Source organism: Algoriphagus vanfongensis DSM 17529 (assembly GCF_000429465.1).
Lineage (GTDB): Bacteria > Bacteroidota > Bacteroidia > Cytophagales > Cyclobacteriaceae > Algoriphagus > Algoriphagus vanfongensis.
In genome coordinates this window covers 113,134-129,750 of the sequence record NZ_AUBX01000009.1, presented here as the reverse complement: position 1 = coordinate 129,750, position 16,617 = coordinate 113,134, and the positions used below count along the sequence as shown (strand labels likewise).

Genomic DNA, 16,617 nt, shown 5'->3' with positions numbered 1-16,617 from the left:
TATGCCCAGAATACCCTTTTTGCTTTTAGCATTCACTTTCATTACCATTTCATTCAATTCAATTGCTCAAAAGCAAATACTCTTTTTCCAAACCGATTGGGGAAATGAGCTTCCGATTGACGATTTTCTAGCAAAAACAAAAACAGCCGGTTATGATGGTATTGAAGTATGGATGCCAGGCTCGGATGAAGCCAGACAAAAACTAAAAGCAGGTCTAGAAAAATATGATCTAAAAATAATTTTTCTTCACGGAACCAACAAAGGTCTTCCATTTGAAGAGGCGTTGAAGGCCTATGAAGATGGATTGAAATACATCCATACTTGGAATCCTGTAAAAGTAAATAGTCATACCGGCAATGATTTCTGGACTTTGGAGCAAAATTTAGCTTTCCTCCAAGCTGGTCAGAAAATAGCAGATGAAGCAGGAATTCCGCTGATCCATGAGACGCATAGAGCAAGATTTTCCTATTCGCTTCCGGCTACGCTGGAAATGTTGGAAGCATTTCCAGAACTAAAACTCACTTTAGATATCAGTCATTGGATGGTGGTCCATGAAAGACTACTACAGAAAAACGATCCCTTTCTCCAACCTATTCTCCCACAGGTCGATCACATTCACGCTAGAGTAGGGTTTGCAGAAGGCCCTCAGGTCAACAATCCAGCTGCTCCGGAATGGAATCGGGCGGTGGCTGTACATGTAGACATTTGGAAAGAAATCATCCAAAATTACCCCGGAGATGTCTTTACCATCACGACGGAGTTTGGTCCCCCTCCCTATTTACCGACAGTGCCGTTTTCCAATGTTCCGATTGCAGACCAATGGGCAGCCAATGTTTACATCAAGGATCTGATCAAAGCGAGTTTGAATGATTGATTTTGTATTTCCCCTTTTTGGAAGGTTTCATCCTATCCTGGTCCACCTTCCGATTGGCTTTTTGGCCTTTGGGATCATCTTGGTATTCTTGAGTAAAAAAGGAGAAAACAAGCACCTTGACTCTATTCGACTGGCATATTTGCTGGGGGCAATTGCGGCTGTTTTGTCGTCCATTTCAGGTTTTCTCCAGTATCAGTATGAAGGATTCAGCTGGGAATCTGTGCAGTTTCATTTCTATTTTGGATGTACTACGGCACTTTTCTCTTTCTACCTTTTTTATGAAATCAACAAGTACAATTCCATTACCTCATTCTATAAATTAAAGTCAGGGGCTCTCTTCGCGTTAATGCTTTTCACCGGTCATCTCGGAGGAAATATCACTCATGGTGAAACTTATTTGATAGAACCGCTTCCTGCTGAAGTCCAAAATTTCTTGGGCTATGAAACTACAGCCAACAAAGGCCTGGAAATCCCGGAAATTGGCTGGGAGGAGCTGGTCTATTACGAAGATGTAGTCCAACCTATCCTCAATCAAAACTGCAGTAGTTGCCATAATTCACGGAATAAAAAAGGGAATCTGGATCTCTCCGAATACAATGCACTGCTGAAAGGTGGAGAAGATGGATTGGTATTGACAGGGGGAAATCCCGAACAAAGTTCACTCTTCACACGACTCGTATTGCCAAAGGAAGATGATGACCACATGCCTCCCAAAGAAAAACGCCAGTTGCATTCGGAAGAGATTGAGCTGATCAAACATTGGATCTCATTAGGAGGCACTACCGAATCAAAACTAGGTGATGCCGGTATTGAGCCGGAACTTTTGGAGCCTTTCATCAAGAAAGAGGAAACTCCTTTCTATCCTACTACAGCCGTCAGCTCTGTGCCGGAGGATAATCTCAATGTCTTGAAAGAATCAGGATTTTTCGCCGAACCAATATCTGAAGAGTCCAATTGGATCATGATTTCCTGTATCAACTTATCGTCTTTCTCAGATGCAGATTGGGAAAAACTAAATCCTGTAAAGGAGCAATTGGCATTTTTGGACCTGTCAAGAACTCAAATTACAGATCAGAGTCTCGATGAGCTTGTCGGATTTCCTAATTTGACGGTATTGAAATTAAACGAAACTGGAATCTCTGGAGAGGGTTTGGAAAAGCTGTTGAAAAATGAAAACCTAAAAAATCTCTATTTAAACAAAACCCAGGTGACATTGGAGCACTTGGAATCGCTTCGAAATCACCCGGGCTTAGAAAAGGTTTTTGTTTTTGATACTCCAGCTTCCGGAAATGAACTGGCCGGAGAATTCAGCTTTTATTTGGAAAGAGGAAACTACCTGCTTCCCAAATTGGCTACAGATACAATCGTATATTAAGAAAGCTGACTTTCGATCTCGCTTTCATCAAAACCAAGCGTAATACTTCCATCGCCATAAACGATCACTGGCCTTTTGATCATACTGGAGTTTTCTACCAAAATGGGAAGAGCCGACTGTTTGGATTCCAAAGCTTCTCGTTGTGCCTCATCCATCTTTCGGTATGTCATTCCTTTTTTGTTGACCAATTTTTCCAAAGGAACTTTTTCCAGAAACCCTTCCAATAATTCCTCGCTTGGCTTTTGCTTTTTATAATCGATAAAATCATAGGCCACTCCTTTTTCTTCCAAAAAAGTGAAGGCCTTTTTCATGGTATTACAGTTTTTGATCCCGTAAACTTTTACTGACATGATTACTCTTTTTCTATTTTAAGAATGAATTTCTACCATACTTTCTCGGTGAGCTAGCAGGATTTTGTCGATCAATTCGTCTTTCAATGCTGTAGAAAGAAACAAACTTTCAAACTGACTTGGAGCCAGATATACACCTCTTCGAAGCATAGCCTGAAAGTACTTCCCAAACAAAACCGTATCGGATTTTTTGGCTGTTTCAAAATCAATCACCTCCTGATCCGTAAAGTAGAGACAATACATACTTCCCAAGTGTGTGACAGTATATTGAAAGCCCAATTCTTGATTGATCTGCTTGATCCCTTCAGAAAGCTTGGCTCCTATTTCGTTGAGCTTTAGATAAACTCCATTTTGTGCATTCAGATGTCTCAACATCGCCAATCCCGCTGCCATGGCAATCGGGTTGCCAGACAGCGTCCCTGCCTGATATACAGGTCCAGCTGGAGAGACATGATCCATGATTTCCTTTTTACCACCATAGGCTCCCACAGGCATACCTCCTCCGATGATCTTACCGAGTGTAGTCATATCAGGAGTCACTCCAAACAACTCCTGAGCACCTCCAGGAGCTAATCTAAAGCCGGTCATGACTTCATCAAAAATCAAGACAATCCCTTCTCGGGTACAGATTTCTCTCAATCCTTCCAAATATCCAGGCTTTGGTAAAACCAAACCCATATTGCCAGGAACAGGCTCCAAAATCAAGGCAGCAATCTCACCTTTATTGGCTTTCACCAATTCCTCAATCGCTTGCAAAGAATTGTAAGGAGCCAAAAGTGTATCTTTCGCAGTGCCCTTGGTCACCCCTGGTGAATCAGGATTCCCCATCGTAATGGCCCCGGACCCCGCAGCAATCAGGAATGAGTCTCCATGTCCATGATAGTGACCTTCCATTTTAATGAATTTATCCCTTCCGGTATAGCCTCTGGCGACACGAATTGCCGACATAGTAGCTTCAGTTCCAGAGTTGACCATTCTGACTTTTTCGACAGACGGCACCATATTGATGATCAATTCTGCTATTTCTATCTCACGGGCAGTGGGTGCTCCAAAGGAAGTCCCATTTTCCATTGCCTGAATGACTGCTTCACGAATCAAAGTATGATTATGCCCGATGATCATCGGTCCCCAACTATTGATCAGCTCGATGTATCGGTTGTCATCTTCATCGAAGATATAGGCTCCATCCGCTCTTTTGATAAAAATCGGATCTCCACCTACCGCCCGAAATGCTCGAACGGGTGAGTTGACTCCACCTGGGATAAAATTCTGGGCATGGGCAAATAGCCGCTTGCTTACTGAAATATTCATTGATTTATGAGAGGTTTCAATTCTCCTGTTTCCACTGAGAAAACAGGTACATACTGATTTGAATTACTGTTTTGGAAGTTGAATCCCCAAGTAAGTTTTCCTGGCTGGAAGACCTGCTGATCCAGACTTCTACGAAGATCAAAAGCAAAGGTGGATTTGAGATTTGACGAAAGCCAATAGACCAATTCGCGACCCAGCATCGCATTCATGCTTGGGAAGGTCAAATTGCGATTATAAAACTCCGTCTTGAAAACCTTCATTTCTTCTTTGTCCAGTCCAGGAGTATTATTGGAAATGAAATAAAAATTGGGAAACTCCAGCATTTCATAATTGGCAAAATTAAAACCTAACCATGAGTCCATCACCAAGATGGGAAGTCTGGTAGTCACAGACTCGATCAGCGCCAAAGTAGGCTGCGCAATAGCCGGATCATCGGTCAAAATAATCACTTGATCCACGTCCAAAGAAGCACTATCGGCACCTGGCTTCACTCCCAAATCCGCAAGAAACTCAGGCGCATTTCGCGAGTTCAATGACTGCATATCTACCAATCGAAACCCTTCTTGAGGCAATCGCTCATTTAGTAGCATGGCCATTTTCTCATCTCTTGAGCTTCCGCTATATCCTACAGCCACTCTCTGCCCCCACCTTCTGGCTTTCAGATTATTGACAATTCCTTCTACGAGGTTTTGAGCTGAAGGCCTGAAAAGATAGCTGTACTGCTTGCCCACAAATCGCTCTCCCAGATTGGATAGAGGATGAATAAAAGGTATCTGCGCTGACTCCGCAAAAGCACTGACCAAATCTGACTCATCAGGATAAATAGGTCCCAGAATCACATCTGCATTTGCCACTGCAGGCTCTTGCAGGACACTTCTCACGTGATTCAAATCTCGCTGCGAATCAAAGCTCGTCAAGCTGACTTTCACTCCATCTCTTTTCAGCTTGTTCACTGCAAATCGTATCCCCTGAAAAAGCTCATAAGTAAATGAACTCGGAGAAACCTGACCGGAATTGGAATCAGTAAACGGCAAAATCACGACAACGTCTAAAACTTCATCTTTTTGCTGAGATGAACCGACATTCGCTCCGATCCCCTGCAGTTCATAGTATAAAGCCTTTTCTTCTGACGAAAGGATATTTTGACTGCGAAGAACCGAGCTAAGAGCCGCCACATAGGCTGGCTGAGCTTCAAATTCCTTCAAATTTTTAATCAAAAAATCAGGACTGGCCTTGGAAAGGTATTCATAGGATAAATCTTGAGCTTGGCTCTGGAGTGTTTCGTCCCCAATCTGGGGAATCAGTCTCAGTGCTTCAAGATTTTGACTGTTTTGAAAGTAGGCGCTTGACAAAAGGTACTTGGCTTTATCCTTCTCCTTCCAATTTCTAGTGGTCAGCGGTTGTAAAAAATCAACTGCCTGATTGGGCTGATTGGCGGCCAATGCAGCTTCTGCTCCATGAAATGCCGCGTAATTAGCCAAATTGCCATATTTATCTGCATCCAAAAAGGCCTTGAAAGCATTCATTGCTTCCCAATGACTTCCGGAATTCAACAAAACCTGGGCTCTTTGATACCCTTCCGGAACAGCCTGGGACCATGCTTCCAAGCAAATCAAAAAAACCGGAAGCAGGAAAATTAATTTTCTCATCAATCGTGGGTGTGAGTCAAACAAGTGAGGCAAATTTAAGCCATTATTTCCAAACCCAAAGTTTGAGCCAAAATACTCAAACAAGAAAGCCCGAAGATGAGTCTCCGGGCTTTCATTTTATTTTTCACTTCGTACTTCGAAATCTTATTCCCACTCGATCGTCGCTGGTGGCTTGGAAGAAATGTCATACACCACTCTGTTGACGCCCTTCACTTTGTTGATGATATCATTGGAGATTTTGCCCAAAAACTCATAAGGCAAGTGAATCCAGTCGGCAGTCATGCCATCCACAGAGCCAACAGCTCTCAAAGCAACTACGCGTTCGTAGGTTCTTTCGTCTCCCATCACTCCAACAGACTGAACCGGTAGAAGCATCGCTCCTGCTTGCCACACATCGTCATACAAACCATGATCTTTCAGACCTTTGATGAAAATATGATCCACCTCCTGCAATGTTTTTACTTTTTCCGCAGTGACATCACCCAAAATACGGATTCCCAATCCCGGGCCAGGGAAAGGATGCCTTCCAATGATGGTCTCGACGATTTCTAGTGCACGACCCACTTCTCTAACCTCGTCTTTGAACAAAGTATTCAAAGGCTCAACAACTGAAAGCTTCATAAAATCAGGCAAACCACCCACATTGTGGTGAGATTTGATCGTAGCAGAAGGACCTTTGACAGACACTGACTCGATCACATCTGGATAGATGGTGCCTTGTCCCAGCCATTTTACGCCGTCAATTTTGTGGGCTTCATCATCAAAAACCTCAATAAAAACACGACCGATGGCCTTTCTCTTCGCTTCCGGATCCGTCACTCCAGCCAAAGCATCATAGAATCGCTGCTTGGCATCCACACCGATCACATTGAGTCCCATGTGCTTGTAGGAATCCAAAACTTCTTCGAATTCATTTTTGCGAAGCAAACCATTGTCCACAAACACGCAGGTCAACTGATCGCCAATTGCTCGGTGAATCAAAGTCGCAGCTACTGAGGAATCAACTCCTCCAGAAAGTCCCATCACCACTTTGTCAGCACCGATTTTCTCTTTGAGATCGGCTACAGTAGCGTCAATGAATACATCAGAAGTCCAGTCCTGAGCACATCCACAGATACCTACTACAAAGTTTCTCAAGAGATTTTTGCCTTCTGTAGAATGAGTCACTTCCGGGTGAAACTGAATCCCGTAGGTTTCTTCTTCTTTCACTTTGAAAGCAGCCACACGAACAGAGTCCGTACTGGCGATCACTTCGAAATTAGATGGAAGATCCTTGATAGTATCTCCGTGAGACATCCATACCTGCGAACCGTGGTTCATTTCTTTCAACAAATCGTAATGATTGTCGATATGACTCAGGTTGGCACGACCGTATTCTCTGATTTCAGATGGAAGTACTTCTCCGCCGTATTTCTGAGCCAAAAGCTGAGAACCATAGCAAACACCCAAGAGAGGGAGTTTTCCACGGAAAACATCCAAGTCCAAATCAGGAGAATCTGCATCACGCACGGAGCATGGAGAGCCTGAAAGAATCACTCCTTTGATATCGGAACTGATCTCTGGGACTTTATTATAGGGGTGGATTTCGCAATAAACATTCAGCTCTCTAACTCGTCGGGCGATGAGTTGCGTGTACTGAGAACCGAAATCTAGGATAAGGATTTGTTCTGCCATGCGCAAAGGTAAGCAGGCTGAGCAAACTGAGGAAATGATCTGCAAAATTTTACAGAAGAATCTTTGGCGAGATCAATTGTAAGATTGAAAAATTACAAGATTGGAAGATTGATTCAAAGGTTGGAAGATGATAGTTCGAGAGTGAACGTGATATGTTGAAGATCTAAGCTTTAAACTTTTTAGGTCACGCTCCTTGGTACTTTGGACTTGGTACATTGAATAGGTACAATCAACATAAATTTTCCGTTTTCAAAAAATAAATAAGTATTTAGGGGAATAAAACCAACTAAGTAAACCCAGATCATGAAGTTCCAATCCCTCCTTCTCCTGCTTTTAAGTTTGACTTTTCAACAGGCTATTGCTCAAAAATCGCCCGTTCAAAAGTTGACCAACACCTATTTCGAACTGGTACGTCCAGAATTTAAAGGAGACTTGGCCTACGAGACTGTTGCCTTTGTGGAGCAATATTGGAGAATAGCTGGCAATACAGGGTTCAACAATTCGGTTCACCTAATTGCCGAAAAACTAGAAGCTGCGGGCTATGTATTGGAAGAGAATGCCAGTGAAAATGATCGATTGACCTATAGAATCGAAACCAGAGAGATGAGCCGTCCCACTTGGGAACCAGTGACTTCCTCCCTACAAATCGTCGGAACGGAAGGCTTGCTACTTTCCTCCGAGACCAATCGCAACATGATCTATATGTATTCGAGCTCCACTCCTGCCGGAGGGGTGACGGGTGAAGTCGTTTACATCGTAAGCAAGGAAGACTTGGATAAGGTCGATTTGGTTGGAAAAATCCTTTTTTCTGACCAGGTCGGGTACAGAAGCTTGCAATCGGCTATTCTAGAGAAAGGCGCTCTGGGGGCTTTGACATATGATATGCCTGGCTATTTGCAACCTGAAAAAAACATCACCTCTATCCAATTCCGCGGCTTGCGCTACGATGCGGATCAGCCGACTTGGGCGATGGCGCTTTCTTTCGAAGCCAAAGAAAAACTCAAAGCAGCCCTTGCAAAGGGAAAAGTCGAAGTAAACGCAAAAGTCCAAACCAAAATCTATGAATCAGAAGAACTGACCATAGTCGCCAATGTCAAAGGTTCTGAATTACCGCTGGAAAGCCTTGTCTTTTCCGCCCATATCCAAGAACCCGGCGCCAATGACAATGCCACTGGTGTCGGCACTCAGTTGGAAATGGCGAAAATTACGGCTGATCTCGTTAGCAACGGAGAGTTGGACTTGAAAAGAACCTTGACTTTCCTCTGGGGAGATGAGATCATTTCTACCCGCCGCTACATTCAAGAAAAGGAAAAAAGAGAGGCCGAGATCAATTGGGGGATTTCTCTCGATATGGTTGGAGAAAACACAACCTTGACAGGAGGGACTTTTCTAATCGAAAAAATGCCTGATCCGAGTGCCATCTGGACGCGTGGAGATGAGAAACACAGCGAATGGGGTGGCAGACCGCTAAAGGTTGAAGACATGAAGCCTCATTACCTCAATGATTTTATCATCAGCAACTTTGAAGCTCAAGGCAAACATGCCGATTGGGTAGTCAAAACCAATCCATTCGAAGGTGGCTCAGATCATACTCCTTTTTTACAGGCCGATATTCCGGGTTTGCTGCTGTGGCACTTCACAGACCAATTTTACCATACCGATAATGACCGTCTGGACAAAGTATCTGCCGAAACGATGGTTAATGTGGGGACGGCGGCTTTGGTTTCTGCCTTTACCTTGTTGAATGCAGATGCGAAAACAGGCGATGCACTTGTACAGGAACTGCTCGGAAAAGCAATCGCCCGACTGCAGTTGGAAGCTATTCTGAGCAAAAAAGAACTGGCAAACGGCGCTGATGCAGCAGAGCAAACCTTGATTTTGGAAACTTGGAAAGACTATTATTTGAAAACCTTGGAGACAACAACTGATCTTTCTTCAGAGCCAGAACTGCAGCAATCCATTAAGCTGGCAAAGCAAAAGCTGGAAGTCGCGTATCAGTCAATTATACTTACTCTGTAGGTTTGAAAAATGTATGTGTTGAGTTATTGAGGATTTGAAAAAGCCCTTCTCGGATTCTCTTTCAGAAGCATCTCCCAATCGGCTTCTTCAAATCCATGCGTAGCCAAGGCTGGCATCAGCTTTTCGAAGATATTGGTAAAAGGCTGAAAATCTCCCCCATTGGGTTTGGAAGGATCGTACCATCCAGCATCATGGGAGATTAGAACACGATCCAAAAATCCATTTTCCTTGGCAAAAACTAATCGGTCCACGTATTCATCCACACTCCAGCCAATCCCATCCAAACTGATCCAAACTCCTAATTTGGCCGCTTCCAAGTAATTCTGAAAGTCCTGCTCCGCCTGAGCGTGCACCCATACGAAAGCGAAAGGGTTTACCCCCATTTCCACCAAAATTTCCACTTCCTGTTTCGCAGTGGACCAAGTTCCAGTATGCGAAACGATGGTTAAGCCGGTTTGCTGATGGGTAAGTCCGGCAGCTTTGACGAGTTTCGCATCAATCTCCCGAAGGGGACTTTCCTCATTAACCGAAATCTTGACAAATCCAGGCTTGATTCCTGTGTTGTCTATTCCCTCTTCAAACTCAGCAGTCCATCGCTTGGCTAGTTGCTCAGCCGATTCGCTGGAAGCGTATTCAGGTAGATACTTACCTCCTACAGCTCCATAAAAACCTGTATTTGTGATCAGCTGTATGTCGGACAGTTCACTGAGCTTTTGCAGCAAAACAGGATCTTTTCCCAAGTAAGATGGGGTGCAGTCAAAAATTGTTTTCACTCCATGCTTCTTCACCTCCACTAAGTAAGGCAATACCTTTTCGATCACCTCATCCTGATTGTACCTGGAAGGAGACACAGAATCTGCTCCGATAAAATCCACCAGCATATGCTCATGGATCAAGGTAAGGCCGAGAGAATCTATTGAAAGCATTCCTGAGACTGTGTGAATTTGTCTTTCTGGATCTACGGAGGACCGACAAGAAATGCACAATGAAAAGAAGAGTAGAAGAATGGCTCTCATCGAGATGAAATCATTGTAGTTCATAAAAGTAAAGTGTCTGTACATCTTTTTCAATTGCACTTGGATCCTCACCAGCTTTGGCATTGTATGAATAAAGCAGCCCATCCTGCTTTTCTAGTTTGATTGGCCACTCTCCTTCCCATATCTTTTGCTCATCTTTAAAAACCTGATAAAACCTTCTGCTTTTGTACTTTCGTTCCAAACCTGCATACGCATCTCCCAACACATTTTTCGGTAAAGCTTCTACTTCATCTTGCGGAGCAGCACCATCATATTGTGTCAGTAGGTATCCATTGGAATAGCCGAAAGTCAAATAATGTGAACTTGCCAATTTTTCAAAATATCCATCAAAATTCACATCAGGATTGTTTGGCATTGCTTGTTTGTAGTGATCTGTATTGGGGTTTAAAGAAATTGTTTTCTCCAACATCAACTCCGGAAATGAATAAACATACAACTCAGGAGACATCGGAAAGAGGACGTGAAGCTTATCATTTCGCAATTCAACATATGGATCCAAAGCGAAATACTTCCCTGGATGAAGCGCCATTTTACTTGTTTCGGGAATAAAAGCAGATGCAATTATTGAAAATGTTTCCTTCTCCCGGCTTGCCAGAAATGGATAAGAAGTACTCATATTTTCACCTTCAGAGATAGATTTGGTCTCTGCTCGTTCTACCGAAAAAGTATACATGTAAGAATTAAAAATCTCTAGCGCACTCGTCTTTAAAAAACTACTAGTTACCAAATAAAAGTCTAAATCAGACGATCTAAGTAGATTAAAATCAACATCGTAATAATATGCTTTGGAATTTGTGATGATCAAAAAACCTCCATCATCATGAAAGTGAGCGCTTAGAAAATATCGTGACTTGTAAGTATCTTTTCCATCCTTCACTAAATTGACTTTTTGGATAATTTCTCCTTGAGAGTCCACATGAACCAATTCATCTGTTTTGAAATCATAAAACAAATACGCCTCCTGCTTATTTTTAATATCCAGCATGACCAATTCGGTCATATGGTCGATGACCAAACTGTCCACCACCACTAGTTCAGGCACATAATCTGTGGGTACGGAGTCTTGTGATTTTTGTCCACAAGAAATAAGCAAAACAAGAAAAATGAGAACTAGTTGACTTTTCATAAAATGAGAATTAAAAACTAAATCAACTTATGAAATTCTAGGGAAATTTTGAACTAAAACTATTTTAATTCAACCGTCCAGAACAAAGTAATCACCTGAATTTCTCAAGCTTGTATCAGATTCAAAAAGTCTTTCGTCAGATATACATATCTATTATCCCTCATATGCGATCATTCCCATCAATTTCCCTCCTTCTGTTTGTATGCTTTTTTAGCTGCTCGGAAGACGACTCCCTAAAGAGCAACTTCCAGCAAGGCACCTTCTCGGGTACTTTTCAACGAGTTCAAGCTTTTGGAGATGGAGAAATAGCTCAAGTCACTTTGGTTTTTGACGGAAATGAATGGAGCGGATCCAGCGATATCACCAAATATCCTGCGCTTTGCAGAGGCACTTATTCCATCAATGGCTCTACCATTACTTTTGCCAACGAATGCCCTTGGACGGCTGAATTTGACTGGAGCCTAATTCTTTCAGGAGACTACGAACTGACCAAAACGGGCAATAAATTGGAGTTTTCACGAGACTACAGATCCGAAGATTCTGACACCTATCTAGACCAGTATTTGTTGGTGAAAATTGACTAAAACCAAAATCTTTTTGATTTCAAGAAACTGAAATTCAATTTCTTATTTTTATAAAGATGTAATCCGACTCAGTAGTGATCAAAAAGTCCAAACAATTAGTTCAATAGAATAAAAGAGTTATTTTAGCAGAAATAAGCTCCTTTAAATCAAGACAGTATTGAATTTTTAAAAACTGATTTTTGAACATTTAAACTTTAATTTTATGATTTGGTTTGACATTCAAGTACTAGAAAGAAACCTGAGAAATGGACTGGTTTCCGATAAAGAAATCTTCAATTATTTATTGGGAAACTTGGTTCTCTATTCAATCTTCCCCTTATTAGGAAGTGATGATTCCTCAGTCTTTTCCATTATTTTATTTCAGGTATTCGTCACAATTGTGATCACAGTGATAGGCTCCAAAAAAGCCTTTGATGTAAATGAATCTGGAGACAATAAGGATTTTTTCAAAAGATTTCTCGCTCTGTCCTTCGTTACGGGAATCCGCTTATTTATTTTCTGCCTGCTTATAGCTATTCCAGCCGGCATCACTTTGGGAATTTTGGGGATCAATCCAAATGCAAGCCCCTATTCCGAAGGTCTTTTTGACTTGATTTTGATGGTAGCCACAGGGATTTTTTACTATTACATGCTGATCAACTCTTTTAGAAGAGTAAGTCAGGGAGAGAAAAATAGTCCAGTAGCCATTCCATAACTAACTTCAGAAGGTAGCCAAAAAGAAAATCACTTAAGCTAAAAATAAAAAAACCGAGCCTCTCAGCTCGGTTTCTGTTGGTTTCGCTTTCAAGATTATCTTTCCAAACTGATATAATTCAGGAATTCATTTCTGGCCTGCTCGTCTTTTTCAAACTTTCCTGAATAAAACGATGTCAGCGTACTACTTGTTGTATCCTTCACTCCTCTGGAGCTCACACACATGTGATCAGCATCCATGATCACCGCCACATCGTCGGTTCCCAGAGCTTCCACCAGTTCATTACCGATCTGCATCGTCAAGCGCTCCTGAACCTGAGGACGCTGAGAAAAATACTGCACAATTCTATTGATTTTGGAAAGGCCAATGACCGATCCATTGGAGATGTAAGCCACATGAGCTTTGCCGTGAATCGGCACAAAATGATGCTCACAATGCGAAAAGAAGGTAATGTTCTTCTCCACTAGCATCTCGTTGTACTTGTACTTGTTGTCAAAAAGCTTGGCTACAGGCTTATTCAAGGGATTCAATCCGCTAAAAACCTCTTTGATATACATCTTTGCCACGCGATGGGGAGTGCCTTTGAGACTATCATCAGTCAGATCAAGTCCCATGATATGCATGATTTCTCGGAAGTGCTTCTCGATCAACTCGATCTTGAGTTCATCGTCCATCTCAAAAGCATCCTCTCGAAGAGGTGTTTCCAGGGAAGTTCCTACATGCTCATCACCGATTTCCTCAGCAGATGCCCGGGCGATTTTAATTCCCATCGTATTCAACAAAGTTTCTTTCTGTTTCATAAAGTCGAATCGTTAACTCGAATTTTCGATCAATTTTTTCCCTTAAAATATTCCAAACAACCACTGCAATGTTTTCAGCGCTTGGGTTAAGATCTTTGAATTCATCGGTATCAAGATTTAAGTTTTTATGGTCAAATTTTTTCAAGACATGCTCCTTGATCAGGTCACTGAGCACTTTCATATCATATACGTAGCCCGTTCGTGGATCTATTTCACCACGCAACTTGACGATCAGCTCGTAATTGTGTCCATGAAAATGAGGATTATTACACTTCCCAAAAACGGCTTGATTTTGCTCATCGGACCAGTCCGGATTATGAAGTCTATGCGCCGCGTTGAAATGTTCTTTTCTATAAACTGATACTTTCATGGAATGCTGAAACAGCCGCTTTTCTGTTTTTGTTTGAATTATTTTCTGTTTTGACTGTTCCACTACAGAGAGCTTCCTGACAAACAGGGGATTAATTTTCGGATTGCAAAAATACAGAATAAAATTTGCTTCCAAAATTTACAATGCCCTGCTTGAGGTACAACGAACAAATCTCTAAAATAGGTTCCTGCCTATTTTCACAAGATTTATGATCATAATCATAAGATACTGAGGTTAAGTTCGTTTGAACTCACGGGATATCCTCCTAAATTTGCAAAATCACCTATTTATCTATGCTGTACCAAACAATTGCGATTACCTTCTTCCTTTTTATAGGAATCATTCCAAGTTCAGATTTCAAAGAAAAAACAGAGATTACCAGTAAAGTATCTGCCGATCCTGTCGCCACCGTCTATGAAGGTCTCAAAAGTGAAAACGGAGCGCTTCCATCCAAAGAAGTTTTTGCTCTTGCATTCCAGGGATGGACCAAAATGAAGGAAAATCTAAAATCCAAAGTACTCACGGTCATTGATTTCAGCCTTCCTTCCACTGCCAAAAGAATGTGGATCATCGATCCTGAAAAAGGCCAAATTCTGCTAAATTCAGTAGTTTCTCATGGCAGAAATTCCGGAGATCTCATGGCCAAATCTTTTTCCAATCAACCAGAATCATACAAAAGCAGTCTGGGTTTTTATAAAACTGCCGAGACCTACTCTGGCAAACATGGATATTCACTTAGATTGGACGGATTGGAAAAAGGATTTAATGATCAAGCGAGAAATCGTGCCATTGTTATCCATGGTGCAGATTATGCCCGTGAAGAATTTGCCAAATCAGTCGGGAGACTCGGTAGAAGTTTAGGTTGCCCTGCGCTTCCAAGTGAACTCTCAGCCCAAGCGATCGATCTGATCAAAGATGGATCATTGCTTTTTATCTTTGGTGATGACAATACCTACCTGACTCAATCAAGCCTGATCAAGGCTTGATTGCTTCCTTCCTCTCAATGCTTTCAATAAAGCTGCATCCCGTTCGTAGACATCTGATCTAAAATTGGCCTTACCATCTTCTCCGGCCCAGAAAGTCATATAGACGAGTACAACAGGTATTTCTCTATCCAATTGCACCACTTTTTCCTGCTGCTGATGCATAGCTTCTTGTATTTTTTCATCATCCCAGTCCGAATCGTTCAATAATACCTTGGCAAACTGATCAGGGTTCTGAATTCGGATACAGCCATGGCTCAAGGCTCTCGTTTCACGTTCGAAAAGACTTCTTGCAGGTGTATCGTGGATATAAATGTTGTAGTCATTCGGAAACATAAATTTGACCAAACCTAAGGAATTATCTCCTCCGGGTTTTTGTCGGATGCGATAGCCTTCTCCTTTGGATAAGTTGGCAGCAGACATTTTCACAGGTTCTCCGTTTCCATTGACCACTTCCATATTCTTCTGAGAAAGGTAATTCGGGTTTTTCTGAACAGCCGGAATGATCTCATCTTGGGTAATAGAAGGCGGAATATTCCAATACGGACTAAAGACGATATAGCTCATCGGAGCTGTAAATGTGGGAGATTCATTGTATTCTTTCCCCACAATCACCTTCGCTGTGAAAGCCGTATCCGACTTCTGGAGATAGTCTAGTTGATAGTTGGCGATATTGACCAAAACCATCTCTTGATCCCAATCCATAGCGGGCATCCATCGCAGACGCTCCATATTAATCGAAGCAATATCGATCAAATCTTGGGGAGATTTATTGAGGGATTCGGCTACCAAAGAACCAATCACGCCATCTGGATTCATACCGTTTGACTCTTGGTATTTCTGAAGTCCTTTGTACATCGTGGAATCAAACAGGCCTGGTTCTTCTACCTCTACTTTTTCAAGAAATCCCCAAAAAGCCAATCGCTTTCTCAAAGCAGGTATAGCAGCATGCTTCTCTCCTACTTTGATCGCACCTTCTACCTTCGCAAACTCCCATTCTAATGTGTCATTTTCTTGAATAGCATAGAGCTCTTTGATAGCTTCTTTTCCCCTTGTATAGAGCGGAGATTGAGGATATAGCTTCGCCAGAGTTTTCTCAATGGAAGCTCCTTCTGATACCTCTCTGAGCAAGGCTAAATAATCAACCTCACTCTCCTTTTCTTCAAATTTCCAATTCGGATCCAATGAGGATGGATTTACTTTTCCTCGATCCAGATCATGAGCCAGATTGAAAAAAGCATAGGAAAGCAGGAGCTCCAATCGTACTTTTTCATCTGAATTCAAATTTTTGAATTTCAAGTCAACCTCTTCGGGATTACTGGAAAGCGCTTTCAATTCCTCCAGATAATAATCCTGAGGTAGCAAACCTTCATATTTCGAATTTTGAATGGTTTCTACTAGTTCTTCTCCTTCATTGGAAAGTGATCCATTGAACAACCAGAGTTCCAAATATTCCCGGTCAGCATAAAATGACTGAATCTGCTCCGAATAGCGGGATTGGGCAAGGAATTCAGGCTGAGAACCAGTAAGACTACTTTGCAATTCATCTGTCAGATCGGATCTTCTTTGGTTCATAAACCAAATCAGACCGGCTGCGACGATCAAAAGTGCGGTGATTGGGAAGATTATTTTTTTGTTCATAAAAGGCGATGTTGTACCGCCGATTAGTTTTCAAAGTTTATGCACTACTAGGATTAAAGATAAAAAACCAAATTAAACCACTTATTTTCAAGTTCTTACAAAAACAAAAACCGCTCACTATGATTTAGAG

General features: G+C 42.0%; 15 protein-coding genes. 6 read left to right on the top strand and 9 right to left on the bottom strand.

Annotation, left to right across the window (positions count from 1 at the left end; genetic code table 11):
• Window position 1 precedes the first annotated feature (1 nt).
• Window positions 2-874, top strand: coding sequence for a sugar phosphate isomerase/epimerase family protein (locus G460_RS0101740; RefSeq protein ID WP_026953752.1), 873 nt, complete (start codon window positions 2-4; stop codon window positions 872-874).
• Window positions 867-2,249 carry a c-type cytochrome domain-containing protein gene (locus tag G460_RS0101735; protein ID WP_051315870.1) on the top strand — a complete coding sequence of 461 codons (1,383 nt, stop codon included), beginning with the start codon at window positions 867-869 and terminating at the stop codon, window positions 2,247-2,249. The genes G460_RS0101740 and G460_RS0101735 overlap by 8 nt, the downstream gene beginning before the upstream one ends.
• Here G460_RS0101735 and G460_RS0101730 read toward each other — a convergent pair.
• The 4 genes from G460_RS0101730 to guaA all read right to left on the bottom strand — a co-directional run bounded on the left by G460_RS0101730 (window position 2,246) and on the right by guaA (window position 7,233).
• Entirely contained in the window at window positions 2,246-2,599 is a 354-nt protein-coding gene (locus tag G460_RS0101730; protein ID WP_026953750.1) for a Spx/MgsR family RNA polymerase-binding regulatory protein, read from the bottom strand. The genes G460_RS0101735 and G460_RS0101730 overlap by 4 nt on opposite strands.
• An 18-nt stretch (window positions 2,600-2,617) precedes the next feature.
• Window positions 2,618-3,910, bottom strand: coding sequence for a glutamate-1-semialdehyde 2,1-aminomutase (gene hemL, locus G460_RS0101725; RefSeq protein WP_026953749.1), 1,293 nt, complete (start codon window positions 3,908-3,910; stop codon window positions 2,618-2,620).
• Window positions 3,907-5,559 (bottom strand): type 1 periplasmic-binding domain-containing protein, encoded by a 1,653-nt coding sequence (locus tag G460_RS0101720; protein WP_026953748.1) that lies wholly within the window; start codon window positions 5,557-5,559, stop codon window positions 3,907-3,909. Before G460_RS0101720 ends, hemL begins: the two co-directional genes overlap by 4 nt.
• 144 nt (window positions 5,560-5,703) lie before the next feature.
• Entirely contained in the window at window positions 5,704-7,233 is a 1,530-nt protein-coding gene (gene guaA, locus G460_RS0101715; RefSeq protein ID WP_026953747.1) for a glutamine-hydrolyzing GMP synthase, read from the bottom strand.
• 303 nt (window positions 7,234-7,536) lie between these two features.
• Between guaA and G460_RS0101705 the strand changes: the two genes are divergently transcribed.
• A complete protein-coding gene (locus G460_RS0101705; RefSeq protein ID WP_026953746.1) occupies window positions 7,537-9,252 on the top strand; it encodes a M28 family peptidase in 1,716 nt (571 codons plus the stop codon).
• A 23-nt stretch (window positions 9,253-9,275) separates the two neighbouring features.
• Here the strand turns inward: G460_RS0101705 and G460_RS0101700 are convergent, their stop codons facing one another.
• Both G460_RS0101700 and G460_RS0101695 read right to left on the bottom strand, forming a co-directional pair.
• Window positions 9,276-10,313, bottom strand: coding sequence for a phosphotriesterase family protein (locus tag G460_RS0101700; protein ID WP_245578683.1), 1,038 nt, complete (start codon window positions 10,311-10,313; stop codon window positions 9,276-9,278).
• Window positions 10,279-11,415: a hypothetical protein gene (locus G460_RS0101695; protein WP_026953744.1), complete on the bottom strand. Its 1,137-nt coding sequence runs from the start codon at window positions 11,413-11,415 to the stop codon at window positions 10,279-10,281. Before G460_RS0101695 ends, G460_RS0101700 begins: the two co-directional genes overlap by 35 nt.
• A gap of 164 nt (window positions 11,416-11,579) precedes the next feature.
• On the opposite strand from G460_RS0101695, the gene G460_RS0101690 reads away from it, so the two are divergent.
• A complete protein-coding gene (locus G460_RS0101690; RefSeq protein ID WP_026953743.1) occupies window positions 11,580-11,999 on the top strand; it encodes a hypothetical protein in 420 nt (139 codons plus the stop codon).
• A 202-nt stretch (window positions 12,000-12,201) separates the two neighbouring features.
• Window positions 12,202-12,693, top strand: a complete 492-nt coding sequence (locus tag G460_RS0101685) for a hypothetical protein (protein WP_026953742.1) — start codon at window positions 12,202-12,204, stop codon at window positions 12,691-12,693.
• A 95-nt stretch (window positions 12,694-12,788) separates the two neighbouring features.
• Here G460_RS0101685 and folE read toward each other — a convergent pair whose 3' ends face one another.
• Both folE and G460_RS0101675 read right to left on the bottom strand, forming a co-directional pair.
• Window positions 12,789-13,493, bottom strand: a complete 705-nt coding sequence (gene folE, locus G460_RS0101680) for a GTP cyclohydrolase I FolE (protein WP_026953741.1) — start codon at window positions 13,491-13,493, stop codon at window positions 12,789-12,791.
• Complete coding sequence (locus G460_RS0101675; protein WP_026953740.1) at window positions 13,453-13,863, bottom strand: 6-pyruvoyl trahydropterin synthase family protein; 411 nt, start codon at window positions 13,861-13,863, stop codon at window positions 13,453-13,455. Before G460_RS0101675 ends, folE begins: the two co-directional genes overlap by 41 nt.
• Window positions 13,864-14,156: 293 nt before the next feature.
• Here G460_RS0101675 and G460_RS0101670 point away from each other — a divergent pair, with 293 nt between their 5' ends.
• Window positions 14,157-14,849: a murein L,D-transpeptidase catalytic domain family protein gene (locus G460_RS0101670; RefSeq protein ID WP_026953739.1), complete on the top strand. Its 693-nt coding sequence runs from the start codon at window positions 14,157-14,159 to the stop codon at window positions 14,847-14,849.
• On the opposite strand, the gene G460_RS0101665 is transcribed toward G460_RS0101670, so the two are convergent.
• The gene (locus tag G460_RS0101665; protein WP_051315869.1) at window positions 14,829-16,487 is read right to left on the bottom strand and encodes a L,D-transpeptidase family protein; all 1,659 of its coding nucleotides are present in this window, start codon (window positions 16,485-16,487) and stop codon (window positions 14,829-14,831) included. The two genes, G460_RS0101670 and G460_RS0101665, sit on opposite strands and share 21 nt — an antisense overlap.
• Between the last annotated feature and the right edge of the window lie 130 nt (window positions 16,488-16,617).